This is a genomic window from Natronococcus occultus SP4 (genome assembly GCF_000328685.1).
Taxonomy (GTDB): domain Archaea; phylum Halobacteriota; class Halobacteria; order Halobacteriales; family Natrialbaceae; genus Natronococcus; species Natronococcus occultus.
In genome coordinates, this window is sequence record NC_019974.1 from 3,627,469 (window position 1) to 3,644,420 (window position 16,952).

Consider the following 16,952-nt stretch of genomic DNA (forward strand, 5'->3'; position numbering starts at 1 on the left):
GGAACCGCGTCAGATCGACTCGACGGCGATCTCGAGTGGCGTCTCGTTTTCCACATTGTCGGTGACCGGACAGCGGTCCTCGACGGCTTCGAGCCAGGATTCGAGTGTCTCGTCGTCTGCGTCCGCCTCCACCGCAATCGTGACCGTGAGCTCCTGAAGTCCGGAACGAGCGTCGGTGGGCTCGCCGCGGTAGCTGGCGTAGTCGACGTCGCCCTCGACCCGAAGCTCCATCTCGTCGATAGACAGCCCCATATCCCGGGCGACCATCGTCGCAGTCGAGTTCAGACAGCCCAGGACCGCGCCCAGGAAGTACTCGACGGGGTTGACGTCCTTGCCGACGACGAACTCGGCGTCGCCGGTGTCGATCCGCGTGCGTCCCGGGCTGAGCCGTTCGCCAGTCAGTTCGTACGTCGTCGGTTCGTTCGATGGTGTCATGAGTAAGAGACGGTTCGCCCTGCCGCCCAGTAAGTATTGTCTAGGTTCCACAATCCCGGAGACCGACTGCTCGAGACCGTCCCGGACGGGCTCGGCGCATCGCTGGGCGTCGGCGTGCTGGACGCTTCGCGCTCGGATGGGAACTGTCTCCGGCTTGCCCATCGCGACGACTGCTCTCGATGAACGGGAACGCCAGTCGCGCTCGAGACCCGTTCGGTCCCTCTCGTGGGCCGAAATCAGTCGATAACAATCAAACGTCCCGGCGCCTGCCGCCGAACTCCGACGGCAGACAGCGCGCCGGGCGGCGCATCGTTTTTGTACAATATTCGCACAACCCTTATACCGGCTCGGCTCCTACCCCAAACCAGTAATGGCAAACTCGATGGCAGAGCAACTCCAGCAGGACATGCAGTGCGAGGGCCTGCTCGAGTGTATCCACGGTCTCAAGCAGCTCGACAAGGACTGTTTCCGGGTACTGGTCGAAAGCGAGGACCCGCTGACGATCGACGAGGTCGCCGAGCAGGTCGACCGCGAGCGCTCGACGGCCTACCGGTCGATCCAGCGGCTGCTCCAGAGCGGGTTCATCCAGAAAGAACAGGTCAACTACGACCAGGGCGGCTACTACCACGTCTACTACCCGACCGATCCGTCCCAGATCGCAAACGACATGCAGCGGATGTTAAACGACTGGTACGCGAAGATGGGCCAGCTCATCCAGGAGTTCGAGGACAAGTACGAGGGCGTCGAGGACGGGACGCCGACGGTCGAGAACACGCGAGCCTAACTCTCACCGACCCGTGTTGTACTTGTAGGTCGCCGTCTCCGGATCGATGCCGAAGTCTTCGGCGCTCTCGTCGTCACCGTCGTCCTCGGGCTGTTCGGTCGCTTGCTTGAACGCCTCCCGGAGCCGCTCGGGCATCCGGAACCGATCGATCTCGATCGCCAGCGGCACCGCGTCGGGGTCGGTTCGCTCGCGTTTCTCGGCGTGGCGCTTCTCGAGCGGAGCGGGCAGCTGTTCGGCGTCGGTCCGACGGAAGCCGAACTGTGCGAGGTAGGCGCTCTCCCCGGTGAGCGCATAGACTGTGTCGAACCCCTCGTCGCCGGCGTACTCGAGAAGACGTTCGACGACGTGTGCGCCGACGCCCTGGCCGCGCCACCCCTCGAGGACGCCGATGCTGGTCAGTTCACAGACCGCGTCGGGACCGTCTTCCTCGGCGTCGGTCCGATGGATCCGAATCCGTCCGAACCCCGCCTTCTCGCCGGAGACCTCGTCGACCGCGACCACGTAGTCTCGGGAGCGAAACGCCGTGTCGTCGAGCCCCATCGACTCGATGTGGTCGAGCAGCCAGACTTCCTCCCTGTTTTTGGCGTCTCGGACGTACATGTACGGACCTAGGCCAGCAGTTCCCAAAAGGGTTTGCGAGTCCTCGGATCGACTCCCCGGAGCCGGCTCGAGCTCCGCGATCCGGACACAATAGGTAGCTGAGCTACTACACCTATTGCAGCTATGTGAGCTATTGTATCGAAGTCGGCAGCGTTATGTGGGTCTCGTCGGCTGTCTCCAGTATCCGCTGAGAGTGACGTTCACACAAGAATAGGGACCTACCGTTCAGTGGATGGAGACACTATGACAGACGAGCCACGCGCTGTAAGCGTCGTAATTCTGAAAGGCGGTGTCGGAAAGTCGACGACTTCGATCAACCTCGCGCGCCAGCTGGCCGAGCGCGGATCGACACTCTTCGTCGATCTGGATCCCAACGGTCACGCGACGAACGGCCTCGGGTTCGAGGACGCCTACCACGCCGAGACTGACCTCGGCGACGTCATCCTCGAGGGAACGGCTACGCCCGGGGACATCATCCGCGAGACGGAGTCGGGGTTCGACCTGCTGCCGTCCTCGGACGCCCTCGAGGACGTCGAGACCGAGCTGGCGGGCGCGATGCAGGGATCGGCCCGCGTCAAATCAAAGATCGTCGACCCCCTGCTGGGCGAGGTCTACGACTATGTCATCTTCGACTGTCCGGCCTACCCAGGGATGCTCAACAACAACGCCCTGGTCGCGACGGGCAACGTCGTGACCCCGATCGAGCCCGGCTCGAGCGCCATCGGCGGCTACAAGCGGACGATGGAGCGGCTGATCGAGCCCGCTCGCGAGTACATCGACGTCGACGTCCTCGCGATCGTCCCGAACAAACTCGAGGACCGAATCGACCAGCGCACCGAGGACCGGGAGCTGCTCGAGAGCCTGAACACGGCCGAACACGAGGTCAACCCCGGCCAGCCGCTGCCGGAGGTCGTCCCCGAGTTCGCCCGGATCACCGAGGCGGAGTTCGACCGGATCGACGCCGGCGAGCTCGAGCCCCCGAAGCCGGGCATTCGCCACCGGGCGGCGCTGTCCCGATCGCTGAGCCACGAACAGCCCCTGCAGGACTACGCGCCCGACTCGGATCAGATCGCCCCCTACGAGGAACTCGCCGAGATCGTCGCGAGCGGAGGTGTCCAGCGGTGAGCAACCCGTTCGACGACCTCGAGGCCGAGACTGCCGAGTCGCCGAACACTGAGGACGGCGCGGGCGAAGACGGAGCGGCGTCCGTCGACGAGGAGGCGACCGGATCCGCGGCCCCCGAGGACGCGGGCGCGGGTTCGATCGAGTCGACGGCGTCCTCGCCCGCCGAGAGCGGTCCCGCCTTCGAGTACGACGCGGTTCGCCAGCGGCCGCTGTACGCCCGCGGCGAGAGCTGGGACGCCTTCGAGAAGAAGCTGCGAACGACGATCGCACCCGAGCTGGCCCGCGAGGACGTCGTCGACGAGGAGACCCGTGAGATCCACGACGCGGTGCTTCGACTGGCGACCGAGGAGCCCGAACGGATCGCCGAACTCGTCCTCGAGGCCCGTCGGGAGGAGTAGCGTCGTATCGGGCCGTCCCGACGGCTGCGGATCCCGTCGGTAGTTTTGAGAGAGGGGGAACGCGGATTTCGAGAGCTGGGAGCAGTCCTCTTCGGCGGTCTGGCTTGCAGCGTCCACGTCCAGCGATTTTTCGACCCCTCCTGTATGCCTTCTATGAGCCGTCTTGACAGTATCCGAACGATCGTCGCGCGAGCGAGCGACGAACACATCACGTTCTACGCCTCCAGCATCGCGTACTACGCGTTCTTTTCGATCATCCCGTTGCTACTGCTAACGCTGGCGATCGGATCGTTCGTCGGCGAGGAAGCGTTCGCCGAGCGAATCATCGCGACGGTCGAAGAGCATCTCTCGGCGTCCGGCCGCGAGATCGTGAGCCAGACGCTCGAAGACCAGTCGGGCCAGGTCGGCGCGTCGGTCGTGGGCGTGCTCGGGTTGGCGTGGTCGGCGGTCAAGGTCGTTCGGGCGATCGATATGGCGTTCGATCAGGTCTACGCGGCAGACGTGGAAACGCCGTTCACGCGGCAAGTTCTCGACGGGCTCGTCGTGTTGGGGCTGGTTGGCGTCAGTGTCACGCTCATGATCGGCGCTGGAACGTTCATCAGTCAGCCGACCATCGTCGATCTCCCGTACGTCGATATCGTCGGCTGGACCGTCCTGGTGGTCGGACTCGCGATCGTGTTTCTCCCGGTCTACTACGTCATGCCGCCACAACAGATGAGTCTCGCCGCAGCGCTGCCGGGGACGGTCGTCGTTTCCCTCGGGTGGCTGGTTCTCCAGGCCGGGTTCCAGCTGTACAGGAGATACGCCGCCGGGTTCGAGGCGTACGGATTCATCGGCGGTGTCTTACTGTTTCTCACGTGGTTGTACTTCGCCAGTACCCTCCTTCTTCTCGGAGCGGTCGTCAATGCGGTCCTCGAACAGGACCTCGAGCGAACGGCTTCGGCCTGAGCCCGGGAGATCCCGGCGTGGCGTACAGCCGTTCCGAGTCGGTGTTCGGAGATCATAGCCGCCCGAGCCGCGAGCTACTCGTCCCGGCGCTCGAGTGTTGGCGCCGGGGTCGAGCGAGCCCCCGGAACGCCGTCGGATTCGTCGGTGTAGATCCCGTGTTCTCGCGGATAGTCGGCGTGGAGGTCCGCGCTGTAGACGTGGACCTTCTCGGTGTCGGGCCCCTCGTCCATCGACTGGCTGGTCGGGGGCGTCGTCTCGCCCGGTTCGGGACGGCCCTCGGGCTTCGGGATCTCGATACGCTCGCGGAGGGCGGCCTCGACGTCCATCGCCAGCGTCGTTCCGAGTCGCAGGCTCTCGAGCAGCCGTCGCGAGGTGTCCTCGGTGAGCAACTCGCAGGCCGCGCCGTCCTCGCCGGCCTCGAACAGCGTCCGGGCCCTCGCCTCGACGGCGTCCCGTTCCGCGAGGACTTCCTGCTCGAAGCCCTCGATGGCACCCACCACGTCGGCGTAGAACGCCGCGGGGTCGGCGGAGGTGAAGTACAGCAGGCGTTTGAACTCCCGGGTCGCGTACCGAGTGGCCTCCTGGAGCTTCCACTCCTCGTCGAGGAAGTTCGCGGCCGAGTTCGTGGTGAGATACCGGTGTTGGCGGAACTCCGGGGGGACCTCCTCGACGCCGACGGGAATCGGAACGTACGGCGTCGTCGCGGCGCTCGTGACGGCGGTCCACAGCGTCTGGAGCTCCTCGCGGGTGTCGGGCCGCAGGTGGGCGACCTGGCCGTAGCCCGCGTGGTCGGTCGCCCAGCGGGGATCCCGCACCAGCGCGAGCATGTCCTCGAGGCTGACCGGGGCCAGCTCCCGGAGTTCCTCCTCGCGGGCGGGCGGATACCGTGCGTCCTGGTAGAACTCCGGCGTGTCGTACTCGTCGGCCTCGGCGGGGAACTCCCCCAGGCCGTAGACTTCGAACAGGTCCAGGGTGTCACCCTCGCCGTCCCACCAGCCCCGTTCTTCCGCGAAGTCGACCAGCCGATCCGAACCGATGAAGTCCGGATCGTCCTCGTGGTCGACGGGGAACTCGCGGATATACCCGAAGTACGACACCCGGACCTCGTCGGCGCCAAGCCGTTCGGCCGCCCAGAGGTCGCCGTCGGGGTGGGCGAAGTTGATGAACACCCACCCCTCGTCCTCGTCGGCGAACAGATGGGAGTTCCCGCCGTAGGTCGAGTAGCCGTGTTCGTCCATCAGCCCGCCGACGACCTCGACGGCCTCCCGGGCGCTCGAGGCCCGCTCCATCGCCGCCTTCGCGAGGTCGGAGTACTGCGGACCCGTCTGGGGGGCCTGCTCCTCGGCCAGCTCGACGAGCTCCGGCCGCGAGGGTGACCAGATATCCCTGGCGGCGACGCCGTGCTCGTTGAGCCCGCCGTTGGTCAGCGGCGGCGGAAACCCCGCCCATTCCGAGTACATCGAGGCGACGTACTTGTTCGTCTCCGAGGCCTGCGGAATCTCGGTCAGCTCGCCGGGGATGTCCGCGTCCTCGGTGACGCCGACGGTCACGGTCGCGTCCTCGGCGTGGTCCTGGCGGGAAACGATCTCGAGCCAGTGGCTCGAGGGCTCGTGGCCGAACCCGCCCAGCAGCGTCGATCCGTCCTCGGTGAGGTCGCTGCCGACGTAGAAGCCGATGCTCTTCCCGTCGAGCGAGTGGGGATCGCTCGGATCCGTGAGGCCCGTGTCAGTGCCGAGCCCGTCGGCTCCCCGCCCAGCGCCGGCGAACAGCGCCGCGCTCACGCCCAGTGCTCCGAAGCCGCGTCTCGAAAGTCGGTTCTTAGCCACGTACTGTCACTCCGTCGGGTACGTTCGGCGAAGCGTTCGATAATAGTTAGCACTGATAGATTAGACAGAACATAACGGTTTCGAACCTGTTGGAATTCCCGAACCCCAGCCCGCTGGGTGGAAAACCATAAAATACCACACACTAATACCGAATTCGTCAAAGTCGCGACGAATCGTCTGCTGGGGCAAATATCGCGGTTTTCGATGAACCATTACGATCATTCATCTCGATTTAACGATAATCCTTATGCGCGCCGAGTCGGTTGACTGAGACAGGATGGCACGTGAGAGCTGGGCGAGCCGCGTCGGATTCATTCTGGCCGCGGTCGGGAGCGCGATCGGACTGGGGAACATCTGGCGGTTCCCGTGGATGACCGCGGAAAACGGCGGGAGCGCCTTTCTCCTCCTGTACCTGCTTATCGTTCTCTTCGTCGGGGTTCCGGGACTGCTGGCCGCGTTCGTGATCGGTCGCCGGTCGAATCGAAACCCCATCGGGGCATTTAAATCGCTCGCCGGATCGCGCGCCTGGACCGCACTCGGCGTGCTCTGTGTCGTTACCGCGATCATGCTCATGTCGTTCTACAGCGTCGTCGGCGGCTGGATCCTCCGATACTTCCTCGAGAGCGCGACGGGCGCGTACTTCGCGGATCCGGACGCTCACTTCGCGGCGATCAGCTACGGACCCGAGGCGTTCGGCTACCAGCTGGCGGTGCTGGCGGCCACTGCGGTGATCGTCACCGCAGGGATCAGACGCGGTATCGAGGCGACGACGAAGGTGATGCTGCCCGGGATCGTCGTCCTCCTCGCCGCGCTTGCGGTCTGGGCAGCCCAGCAGCCCGCAGCCACACAGGGGTACGAGTTCTACCTCGGGTTCGACGGCGCCTACCTCGCGGAGAACTTCCTGTCGGTGCTCGGATCGGCAGCCGGCCAGGCGCTGTTTACCCTCTCGATCGGCGGCGGGACGATGATCACCTACGCCTCTTACGTCGACGACGACCGCTCGCTTCCCCTCGACGCCTCGGCCATCGCCGTGCTCAACCTCGGTGTCGGAATTCTGGCCGGGCTCGTGTTGTTCCCGTTGTTGTTCTCGTTCGCTGCGGGTCCGACGGAGGGCGGCCCCGGCGCCCTGTTCGTCGGGATCGCCGGCGCGTTCGCGAGCCTGCCCGGCGGTCGCGTCCTCGGAGCCATCTTCTTCCTGGTCGTCCTGCTGGCCGCCCTCACGAGCCTGATCAGCATGCTCGAGATCCCGGTTTCCTTCCTGGTCGACGAGTTCGACCTCGAGCGCTCGACCGCGACTCGCGGACTGTTCGCCCTGGTCGCGGTTACCGGCGGTGTAAACGCGTTCAGTCCCGCCGTGTTTACCCTGTTCGCTGACCATCTCGTCGATCTGCTCCTGGTGCTCGGACTAACCGGGTTCATGGTCTACACCGCCTGGGTCCTCGGACCGGAAGCGGTCGAGGAGCTCCGTAACGGTGCGGGACCGATCTCGAGCCCGCTCGTGGTTCCATGGCGGTACGCGATCGGGACCGTCTTCCCGGCGTTTCTGCTCTTTACGTTCTACGCCGACGTCTCGGTCCTGGTCGGGCTCTCCGTGGGGACGGAGCTACTGCTGGTCGCGACGCTGGTGACGATAGTTCCGTTCGTCCTCCTGGCCCGCCGTTCCCACTCCGGAAGCCACAGTCGCCCGACCGAGAGCGCGGACTGACGGTTATTCTGTCGTCTCCGCGACCTGTTTCTGCCGTGGCGGTTCGACGACGTATCGGTCGGGCAGATCCGGTTCGGGTTCCCGGCCGACGGTAAAGAACCGCTCGGTGCGAGTCAGCTCCTCGGAGGCCGGGCTCGGTTTCGTCATCCGTTCGTACTCGACGGCGACGCCCCCTTCCTCGGCCGAGATGCGGACGGCCGGAAGCTGGTAAGAGGGATAAAACACCGGTGGGAGGATCCCGATGATCCCGTCCCGTCGGTGGAGTCGCTTGAGCCAGGTCCCGGTGTTGACCAACAGTCCGCCGTCGACCTCGCGGATCCCCGGACGGTGAGTGTGGCCGTAACAGAAGATCGTCGTCTCCGGCTGTTCGGAGAAGATCTCGCGGGCCGCCTCCTCGTAGGGCTGTTGGGGATCGACAGTGAGTTCGGTCTCGAAGACGCCGAACCGGTCGATGGTCTTCCTGAGATCCCGGCGGATGAAGTACAGCGGGATCCCGACGAGCAGGAGGAGGCCGCCGACGGCGACGATCAGCGCGAGGAAGAACCACGCCGCGGTTCCGGCCGTGCCGAACTGCCCGAGAAACGCCTCGGTGCGATCGACGGGCATCGACCAGATTCCCGCGAGATCCAGCCCCGCGAGCACCGCGAGCAGGAGGCTGATGTTGAACAACAACAGGAACGGGACGATCGAGTACCGCAACAGCGGGTTCATCTCCCGGTAGAAGTACTTCGAGAGGAGCCAGATGGGCATCCGTTCGGTCGGTGTCACCGCCTGGACGTCCTTCATCCAGTTGTACCGCCCCCGATCGGAGAGCTGGCCCGCTCGGCTCGTGACGAGGGTGTTGTAGTAGTAGCCAAGCGGCGTCGCGTGGGGGTTCCCCCAGTCCTCGATCCGGTTGTTGGCGTCGTGCTGGTGCCCGTGCTCGAAGTGGATCGCCTGCTCGCCGATCTCTCTGGAGATCCACTTCTCCTGGGTCAGCTCGACGTTGTACTCGGCGAAGCGCTCGACGTACTCGTCGTAGGCCGCGAGCTCGTGGTCGTGGTTGCCCGGCAGCAGCGTAATCCGAACGTTCTCGCCGGTCGCCCGGAGCTGCTCGAACAGCTCCGGATACGTCCGTTCGAGGACGTCGAACTTCTCGATCCCCTCGACCGTGGTAAACTCCCAGAGGCCGAAGGCGTCGCCGTTGATAATCAGTTCGGCGTCCTCGTCGGTCTCCTCGAGACGCTCGAGGAACTCGAGCAGCTCGTCAAGGAACTCGACGTGCTCGAGCTGTTCGTCGCCGCCGATGTGGAGGTCGCTAATAACGTAGTAGACCCGATCATCGGTGTCGGTGGCCATCGTCCCCACAGTTTTGGGCCACCTCAAAAGGTGTTTTCTTTAGCTGCGACAGCGTCCTCGAGCCTGCGCAGAGCACCCCTCGCTGATTTCCGAGAATCACTCGATAATATAACTTTGTACTCCCATCAACGTTTGAAATCCTTGGATACCGATAACACAGTACGGACCGGTACCCCAACTGCCATGTTCGACAGTTCACGGCGGGATGTCCTGAAGTACAGCGGGATCGCAGCTGCGGCGGCTGGCGTGGGAACCGGCACGGTAAGCGGGGGCGAGACGTCGGACGATGAGGACGGGAAAGCAAAGAAAGTGGGCGAGGGAGTCCCCGGATCGATCGAGCGCCTCGGACACGACTTCCTCGAGAACCCGCCGGGGATCTACACGTACGGTGCGGTACGCGACGACGGGAAGTACGCCGTGATGGGGGGCTACTACGGCGAGGGTGGGAGCTTCCTCGTCGATCTCTCGGACCTGGAGAACCCCGAGCAGGCCCACCGGGTTCCCTCGGCGAACACGAACCGACAGAACGACGTGAAGTTCGATCCCCGCGACGGGCTCTACTATCGGACCCTCGAGCCCAACATCGACGACGCCGAGATGGGCTTTCAGGTGATCGACTACGGCTACGACGTCGGTACCGTCGAAGACCCCGAGATCGTCGCGACCGTCGAGACGCCCCGGACGGGCGTCCACAAGCTCGAGGAACACCCCGACGAGCCGATTCTCTACCCGATCGACAAGGACGGCTCGGAGCCGGGAATCCTGATCTACGACGTCAGCGACCCGACCGCTCCGGAGTATCTCTCGGAGTTCGGTCCCGACGGCTACTGTCACGATCTCGAGGTCGACCCCCACCGCGACCTGATCCACGCGGCGTACATCGGGGGCGATTTCGTCGGCTACGTCATCTTCGACGTCAGCGACCCATACGAGCCCGAGGAGCTCTCGCGGATCGACTACGCGGAGCGGCCCGACTACGAGGAGATCGGCGAGCCGGGCTTCGAGAGCTGCCACCAGGCGAGCTTCGATCCCGAGCGGGATCTGGCCGTCGTCGGCGACGAGATCGGGACCGGGATGCCCGGCGGGAAACACGTCTACGACATCGGCTGGGACGAGGGCTCTCCGGAAAATCCGATCCACATCGGCTTCACCCACTCGCCGAACGCCAGAGAGCAAGGCGAGGACGAGCCGTTCTTCTGGACGACACACTTCCACAACGTCGTCCCCTGTGCGGGCGGGGTCACGCTGCTTGTCGACGGCGGCTACCACGAGGGCGTCTGGGTCGCCGACATCACCGATCCGACCGACCCCACGCCGGCCGAAAGCTACCCGACTCACGAGGACGAGGACCTGATCCCCCAGCTCGGGAGCGGGCCCGTCGTCGACATGCTCGACCCGATCCACCCGCCGTTCGTCTGGTCAGTGGAGTACAACGAGGCCCGGAACTTCGTTTTCGCCAGCGACTCGCTGACGGGGGCGTACACCTTCGAGCTCTCCCCCGAGAAGTTCGAGTTCCGGACGATCGTCGAGGAGATCAAGCGGACCTACGAACCCCGCGACGAGGTCGGCGCCGACGGGCTCGAGCTGGCCTACCACTACTACGAGGAGCACGCGACGGTCCCCAACACCGGCGGAAAGGAGATGACTGAGGACGCCCTCGCCGAGATCGAGGCGATCGCGGAGGAAGAGGGCGTCGAGGTCGAGGAGTTCGAGATGGCCCACCACTGAGACGGGCCGCCGTCCGCTAGCGCCGGCGTCCTCGCGCCCCGTCGCCGAGGCCATCGGGAAGCGGAGACGCGAGATCGGCCGATCGCTCGGGCGAGCGGTCCGAGACACGGATGAGGAGTCCTCGAGTCGGTCGTTCGAGACCGCTGCTACCGCGGCCGAGCGGCGAAATAGCAAGCCCAACGCCTACCCGACGGTGAGTGGTGGATCAGGTATGGTCAGAATCTCGACGATCGTCATCGTGCTCGCGATCGTGCTCGGTATCGGCCTCATCCCGATCCCCGTTATTCCCGGCGTGGGGATTCTCGTCGGTCTCACGGGCATAATCTTGGGAATTATTTTGCGGTTGCTCGGGTACTAGCGGCGGTACCGCGTCCGGGGCAGCTTCCGACCGCGGACGCCGGACGACGGCGCCAGCAGCCGCGGCGTCACCGCCGGCGAGGGCGCGACGCTCGCAACCGGGAGCGCCTCGCCTCGGCGGGATACCGGTTTCGGTCGTTCCGACGTCGGAACGACGGTTTGCGCTCCGCAAAACACTCTTGACGAGGTGCGTTCATGATGGTTTATAATGAGTGAACGCGCCGACGAGGGAGCGTCCAGCACCGACGACGTGCGATCGAACCCGATCCGAACCCGGGACGACTGGGAGCAGTACCGCGAGCGGGCCCGCGAGGACCCCGGTTCGTTCCACGGGTCGATCGCCAAGCGAGAGATCCACTGGTACCACGACGACGAGGACGCGTGGCTGTCCTACGACGGGGAGTGGACCGGGTTCGACGCCGAGACGGGCGCTCGAACGAGCCGCGACTACCCTGAGGGCCACGAGCCCTGGGACGTCGCCTTCGACGACTCCGAGGCGCCGCTGTACGAGTGGTTCGCGGGCGGGCTGACCAACGCCTGTTTCAACGAGGTGGATCGGCACGTCCTCGCGGGCCACGGCGACGAGACCGCGTTTCACTTCGAGGGCGACCGCTGGGATCAGTCGAAAAACGACGGCCGCGGGGGACCGGTCGTCTCCGAGGACGTCTCGCGCCGGGAGCTGCTGGTTCGGGTCGCCGAGGCCGCCCAGGTGCTGCAGAACCTCGGCCTCGAGCGGGGCGATCGCATCGCCCTGAACATGCCAAACATCATGGAGCAGCTCTACTACACCGAGGCCGCCAAGCGGCTTGGGATCGTCTACACGCCGGTGTTCGGCGGCTTTAGCGACAAGACCCTCTCCGATCGGATCGCCCGGCTCGGTGCCGACGTGCTGATCACCAGCGACGGCGGCTACCGCAACGCCGAGATCGTCCCCTACAAGGAGCGGTACGCCGACCCCGCGCTCGAGGACTACCTGCCCGTCGAGACCGTCCTCGAGATCGTCGACGAGACGCTCGCGGAGCTGGAGCTGGACGAGCGCCACGCCGAGACGATCCGCGAGCGGGTCGAGCGGGCGATCGAGGGCGAGGCCACCGTCGATCGGGGCCAGGCGATGCGGGGGGTCGGGAACGCCCTCGAGACGTTCGCCGACCGCTCGGGCGAGGAGCTCGCCGAGATCCGAACCGAGATCGCCCGGGCGCTGGTCGACTCGGAGGACCGGCTCGAACGGGTGGTCGTCGTCGAGCACACGGGCCAGGAGATCCAGACCCACGACCGCGACGACTGGTCGGCCGACCTGATCGCCGACGCCCGGGAGGATATCCTGGCTCAGGCCCGCGACGCGGGGTTCGCCCTCGAGAGCTACGACGACCTGCTCGCGCTCGAGGACCGGGAGCTGGTCCGGGCGATCTGGGCCAGCTCGCGTCCCGTCCCGGTCGACGCGGAGTATCCCCTCTTCGTCATCTTTACGAGCGGGTCGACGGGGAAGCCGAAGGGCGTCGTCCACGTCCACGGCGGCTACACCGCCGGCATCGCGAACACGATGAAGGTTTCCTTCGACGTCGTCCCCGGCGAGGACACGATCTTCGTCATCGCCGATCCGGGCTGGATCACGGGCCAGTCGTATCTCATCAGCGCCTCGCTGACGACCCGGACGACGAGCGTTTTACTCGAGGGTGCGCCCGTCTACCCCGACGCGGGCCGGTTCAGTTCGGTGATCGAGCGCTACGGCGCGACCGTCTTCAAGGCCGGCGTCACCTTCCTGAAGGGGATCATGGAGGACGACGAGAGCGTCGCGGACATGCGCGAGTGGGAGACCGACTCCCTGCGGGTCGCGACGTTCTGTGCCGAGCCCGTGAGCCCGGCCGTCCAGGAGTTCGGGATGGAGGAGATCTGCGAGCGCTACATCAACTCCTACTGGGCGACCGAGCACGGCGGGATCGTCTGGACCCACTTCTTCGGCAACGAGGACTTCGAACTCCGGGCGGACGCCCACACCTACCCGCTGCCGTGGGTGTTCGGCAACGTCTGGGTCGAGGAGGAGGAACACCCTGACGGCACCAGCGAGTGGCGCGAGGCCGACCCCGAGGAGCGCGGCGAGATCATCGTCGAGGAGCCCTACCCGTACCTGATGCGGTACGTCTGGGGCGACCTCGAGGGGTGGGACGGCGCCGACTGGGCGGGCGAGTGGACGGGCAACGCCGAACGTTTCGAGGACGTCTACTGGATCGAGAAGGATGGCGAGTACGCCTACCTCCAGGGCGACGTCGCCAAGCAGTACGACGACGACTCCTTCAGCCTCCACGGTCGCTCGGACGAGGTGATCAACGTCTCAGGTCACCGGATGGGCACCGAGGAGATCGAGGGCGCGATCTTACAGGACAAGCGGATCAACCCCGACTCGCCGGTGGCAAACGCCGTCGTCGTCGGCGCCGACCACCACGAGAAGGGACTGACGCCCGTGGCCTTCGTCCAGACAAAACCCGACGACCGACTCACCAACGAGGTCGAGGCCCGCCTCTCGGGGCTGGTCCGCGATGAGAAAGGCGTCACCGCGGTCCCGGAGACGTTCATCGAGGTCGAGGCGTTCCCCGAGACCCGTTCGGGGAAGTACATGCGCCGGATGCTGACCGCGATGCTCGACCGGGAGCCGATCGGCGACACGAGCACGCTGAAGAATCCCGGCGTCGTCGAGTCGATCCGCCCGAAGTGCGAGCGCTGGCGCCGCCGCCAGGAGCTGGCGGCCGAGCAGGAGCTCCTCGAGCAATACCGCAACGTCACGGTTCAGTACAACGACGTTCGCGGCGCGGACGAACGGATCGCGACGGTCACGATCGACAGCCCGCCCGTCAACGCGCTCACCGAACGCGCCCTCGACGAGCTCAACACCGTCCTCGAACACCTCGATCGCCGCGAGGACGTCGGCGCGGTCGTGCTCACGGGCGCGGGCCCGTCGAACTTCGTCGCCGGCGCGGACGTCGAGCAGTTCTTAGAGGAGGTCCACGAGTACGAGGACGCCGTCGCCTTCCCGAACACGGCCCACGAGGCGTTCCGACGGATCGAGGAGCTTTCGGTCCCCGTGGTTGCCGCGGTCAACGGCACGGCGCTCGGCGGCGGGAACGAGCTCCAGCTCGCGGCCCACTACTCCGTCGCCGAGCAGGCGGCCGAGTTCGGCCAGCCGGAGCTCAACCTCAACCTCATCCCGGGGTACGGCGGCACCCAGCGGCTCCCTCGCGTTCTCGGCGAACGTCGGGGGACCGACGGCGTCCGCGACGCCGTGACGCTGATCACGAACGGTCGAACCGTCGACGCCGAGGACGCCCTCGAGATGGGGCTGGTCGACGAGCTCGAGACCGAGCGGACGGCCCGCATCCGGGCCGCGGCGCTCGCCCGCGAACACGTCACCGACGCGGGCGACACCCTGGCGGACGCGCGCGAACGGCGCCTCGAGAACCGCTCGGCGTGGGCCGACCCCGGCGAGTTCCCCGCGGACGTCCTCGAGGACCCGATCGTCGAGCGCAACCGTCGCCAGTGCGACCACGCCGGCACGGGGCGGGCGAAGGCGTTCGAGCGGGCCGTCGAGGCCATCCGTGTCGGGTTCGAGGAGGGGATCGACGCGGGCCTCGAGCGCGAGGCGACACACTTCGCCGAGGCCGTCGTCGACCCTGAAGGCGGGAAAGCGGGGATCGAGGCGTTCCTCGACCGGGCCAGCGAGCCGTTGCCGACCCGCGAGCGGTTCTCGCCCTCGCCCGAGGAGGAGCAGGCGCTGCTCGAGGACGGCCGACTGCTCCCGCCCGGCGAGCCGTTCTACCCGGGCGTCGACGAGATCCCCGACTACCAGTACGCCCAGCTGGTCCGCAAGGACGACGAGACCGGCGAAGCCGCCCACGGCGACCCCGAGGAGGCGGAGCTCGAGGAGGTCGTCCCCGTCGAGGAGCCCGGCCCGAACGAGGTGCTGGTCTACGTCCTCGCAAGCGAGGTCAACTTCAACGACATCTGGGCGATCACGGGCGTTCCGGTCAGCCAGTTCGAGAACCACGACCAGGACTACCACGTCACCGGCAGCGGCGGGGTCGCGCTGGTGGTCGACGCCGGCGAGGCGGTCGTCCGCGAGGGACGGGTCTCGGTCGGCGATCTGGTGACGATCTACTCCGGCCAGAGCGACCTGCTCTCGCCGCGGATGGGGCTGGACCCGATGTACGCCGACTTCTCGATCCAGGGGTACGAGGGGCCGAACGGCAGCCACCAGCAGTTCATGCTCGCCCAGGGGCCCCAGGTGCTGCCGATCCCCGAGGAGGCGACGATCGAACAGGCCGGGGCCTACGTCCTCGCGACGGGCACCGTCTGGCGGGCGCTGTTTACGACGCTTGACATCGAGCCCGAGACGTCGATGTTCGTCGAGGGCGCCTCGACGGGCACGGGCTGGGAGACGACGAAGCTCGCGACGCGCAACGACGTCGACGTGACGGGGCTCTGCTCGAGCGAGGAACGCGCCGAACGGATCGAGCGCCTCGGCGCGGACGCCCTCGACCGCACCGCCGATCCCTACGACGACATCTGGGGGCGGATCCCCCGCGAGGAAAACGCGTGGGACGACTGGAAGGAGGCGGGACGAGAGTTCGTCGAGGCCTACGAGGCCAACCACGACGGCGAGCGGGCCGACTACGCCGTCAGCCACGCCGGGGAGCTCTCTTTCCCCCGGAGCTTCCAGCTGCTCGAGGAGGGCGGGAAGCTGACCTTCTACGGCGCCTCGACGGGTTACTACCTGACTTTCCTCGGCAAGCCCGGAGCCTCGACCCCCGACGCGATGTTCGAACGGGCCGACGTCCGGGCCGGCGACGGCGTCCTGATCTACTACGGGACCGACACCGGCCCCGACGGGGTCGTCGACGAGACCGGGCTCAGGGCAATCGAGGACGCCCGCGAGGCCGGCACCCGAATCGCGGTCGTCGCCTCCACCGACGAGCAGGCGGAGTTCGTCGAGTCGCTTGGCTTCGGCGACGCCGTCGAGGGTACCGTCAGCATCGAGGGCCTGCAACGGCGCGAGGACGACTTTCGCTGGCCCGAGACGCTGCCGGACCTCCCCGACGCCCAGGCCGATCCAGAGGCGTTCAGGGGGGTCGTCCAGTCGATCACCGACGAGGTGTTCAAGCCCCTCGGGAAGGCGGTCGGCGAACTCCTCGGCACGCCGAAGAACCCGCGGGGGTACCCCGACGTGGTCTTCGAACGGGCCGACCACGACGCCCTCTATGTGAGCACGATGCTGGCGAAACCCCACACCGGACGGGTCGTCTACAGCGAGGACCTCGAGGACCGACGATACTCGATGTACGCCCCGCAGGTGTGGATGCGCCAGCGCGAGGTGTTGATGCCGACTGCGGAGATCCTCGGCACCCATCTGAGCAACGCCTACGAGGTCGAACAGTTGAACGAGGCCGTCGACGCCGGCGAGATCGACCTCACCGATCCGGAAGTCGTCGGCTGGGACGAGCTCCCCGAGGCCCACCAGGCAATGTGGGACAACGAACACGAGGCGAGCAGCTACGTCGCAGCACACGCGCTGCCTGAGGACGGACTGGACTCCAAGGAGGAGCTGTTCCTCGCCTGGGCCGATAGAGAGCGCTGAGCGGATCCGTTCGGAACCGCCGACGTCGATCCGCCGTCATCGGATCACAGAAAGTATTTATTTCGTGAAGGTGGGGTTAGAATAG

At 66.3% G+C, this 16,952-nt stretch carries 12 protein-coding genes; 8 read left to right on the forward strand and 4 right to left on the reverse strand.

Translation table 11 applies throughout. The annotated features are described in order from the left end of the window. Positions 1 to 9: 9 nt before the first annotated feature. Entirely contained in the window at positions 10 to 435 is a 426-nt protein-coding gene (locus tag NATOC_RS17650) for an OsmC family protein (RefSeq protein ID WP_049888838.1), read from the reverse strand. A gap of 370 nt (positions 436 to 805) precedes the next feature. On the opposite strand from NATOC_RS17650, the gene NATOC_RS17655 reads away from it, so the two are divergent. Next, positions 806 to 1,219 carry a helix-turn-helix domain-containing protein gene (locus tag NATOC_RS17655; RefSeq protein WP_049888839.1) on the forward strand — a complete coding sequence of 138 codons (414 nt, stop codon included), beginning with the start codon at positions 806 to 808 and terminating at the stop codon, positions 1,217 to 1,219. A gap of 3 nt (positions 1,220 to 1,222) precedes the next feature. On the opposite strand, the gene NATOC_RS17660 is transcribed toward NATOC_RS17655, so the two are convergent. Further along, positions 1,223 to 1,819, reverse strand: a complete 597-nt coding sequence (locus NATOC_RS17660; RefSeq protein ID WP_015322846.1) for a GNAT family N-acetyltransferase — start codon at positions 1,817 to 1,819, stop codon at positions 1,223 to 1,225. A gap of 243 nt (positions 1,820 to 2,062) precedes the next feature. Here NATOC_RS17660 and NATOC_RS17665 point away from each other — a divergent pair, with 243 nt between their 5' ends. From NATOC_RS17665 to NATOC_RS17675, 3 genes are all read left to right on the forward strand, one after another. Continuing rightward, a complete protein-coding gene (locus NATOC_RS17665) occupies positions 2,063 to 2,944 on the forward strand; it encodes a ParA family protein (protein WP_015322847.1) in 882 nt (293 codons plus the stop codon). Then, on the forward strand, positions 2,941 to 3,342 hold the full coding sequence (locus NATOC_RS17670; protein ID WP_015322848.1) for a hypothetical protein: 402 nt from the start codon (positions 2,941 to 2,943) through the stop codon (positions 3,340 to 3,342). Before NATOC_RS17665 ends, NATOC_RS17670 begins: the two co-directional genes overlap by 4 nt. 153 nt (positions 3,343 to 3,495) lie before the next feature. Then, entirely contained in the window at positions 3,496 to 4,290 is a 795-nt protein-coding gene (locus NATOC_RS17675) for a YihY/virulence factor BrkB family protein (RefSeq protein WP_015322849.1), read from the forward strand. Between the two features lie 74 nt (positions 4,291 to 4,364). Here NATOC_RS17675 and NATOC_RS17680 read toward each other — a convergent pair whose 3' ends face one another. Continuing rightward, the gene (locus NATOC_RS17680; protein ID WP_049888840.1) at positions 4,365 to 6,116 is read right to left on the reverse strand and encodes a C69 family dipeptidase; all 1,752 of its coding nucleotides are present in this window, start codon (positions 6,114 to 6,116) and stop codon (positions 4,365 to 4,367) included. 277 nt (positions 6,117 to 6,393) lie between these two features. Between NATOC_RS17680 and NATOC_RS17685 the strand changes: the two genes are divergently transcribed. Further along, positions 6,394 to 7,821, forward strand: a complete 1,428-nt coding sequence (locus NATOC_RS17685; protein ID WP_015322851.1) for a sodium-dependent transporter — start codon at positions 6,394 to 6,396, stop codon at positions 7,819 to 7,821. A gap of 3 nt (positions 7,822 to 7,824) precedes the next feature. Here the strand turns inward: NATOC_RS17685 and NATOC_RS17690 are convergent, their stop codons facing one another. After that, entirely contained in the window at positions 7,825 to 9,159 is a 1,335-nt protein-coding gene (locus NATOC_RS17690; protein WP_015322852.1) for a metallophosphoesterase, read from the reverse strand. 183 nt (positions 9,160 to 9,342) lie between these two features. Between NATOC_RS17690 and NATOC_RS17695 the strand changes: the two genes are divergently transcribed. From NATOC_RS17695 to NATOC_RS17700, 3 genes are all read left to right on the forward strand, one after another. Further along, positions 9,343 to 10,887, forward strand: a complete 1,545-nt coding sequence (locus NATOC_RS17695) for an LVIVD repeat-containing protein (RefSeq protein WP_015322853.1) — start codon at positions 9,343 to 9,345, stop codon at positions 10,885 to 10,887. Positions 10,888 to 11,098: 211 nt separating this feature from the next. Next, positions 11,099 to 11,245 (forward strand): hypothetical protein, encoded by a 147-nt coding sequence (locus tag NATOC_RS22510; protein WP_015322854.1) that lies wholly within the window; start codon positions 11,099 to 11,101, stop codon positions 11,243 to 11,245. Between the two features lie 207 nt (positions 11,246 to 11,452). Next, entirely contained in the window at positions 11,453 to 16,867 is a 5,415-nt protein-coding gene (locus NATOC_RS17700; RefSeq protein ID WP_015322855.1) for an AMP-binding protein, read from the forward strand. The last annotated feature ends 85 nt before the right edge of the window (positions 16,868 to 16,952 follow it).

Coding starts and splice junctions, on each gene's coding strand:
- NATOC_RS17675 (WP_015322849.1), top strand. CDS start 3,496: ATGAGCCGTCTTGACAGTATCCGAACGATCGTCGCGCGAGCGAGCGAC.
- NATOC_RS17660 (WP_015322846.1), bottom strand. CDS start 1,819: ATGTACGTCCGAGACGCCAAAAACAGGGAGGAAGTCTGGCTGCTCGAC.
- NATOC_RS17695 (WP_015322853.1), top strand. CDS start 9,343: ATGTTCGACAGTTCACGGCGGGATGTCCTGAAGTACAGCGGGATCGCA.
- NATOC_RS22510 (WP_015322854.1), top strand. CDS start 11,099: ATGGTCAGAATCTCGACGATCGTCATCGTGCTCGCGATCGTGCTCGGT.
- NATOC_RS17650 (WP_049888838.1), bottom strand. CDS start 435: ATGACACCATCGAACGAACCGACGACGTACGAACTGACTGGCGAACGG.
- NATOC_RS17685 (WP_015322851.1), top strand. CDS start 6,394: ATGGCACGTGAGAGCTGGGCGAGCCGCGTCGGATTCATTCTGGCCGCG.
- NATOC_RS17690 (WP_015322852.1), bottom strand. CDS start 9,159: ATGGCCACCGACACCGATGATCGGGTCTACTACGTTATTAGCGACCTC.
- NATOC_RS17655 (WP_049888839.1), top strand. CDS start 806: ATGGCAAACTCGATGGCAGAGCAACTCCAGCAGGACATGCAGTGCGAG.
- NATOC_RS17665 (WP_015322847.1), top strand. CDS start 2,063: ATGACAGACGAGCCACGCGCTGTAAGCGTCGTAATTCTGAAAGGCGGT.
- NATOC_RS17700 (WP_015322855.1), top strand. CDS start 11,453: ATGAGTGAACGCGCCGACGAGGGAGCGTCCAGCACCGACGACGTGCGA.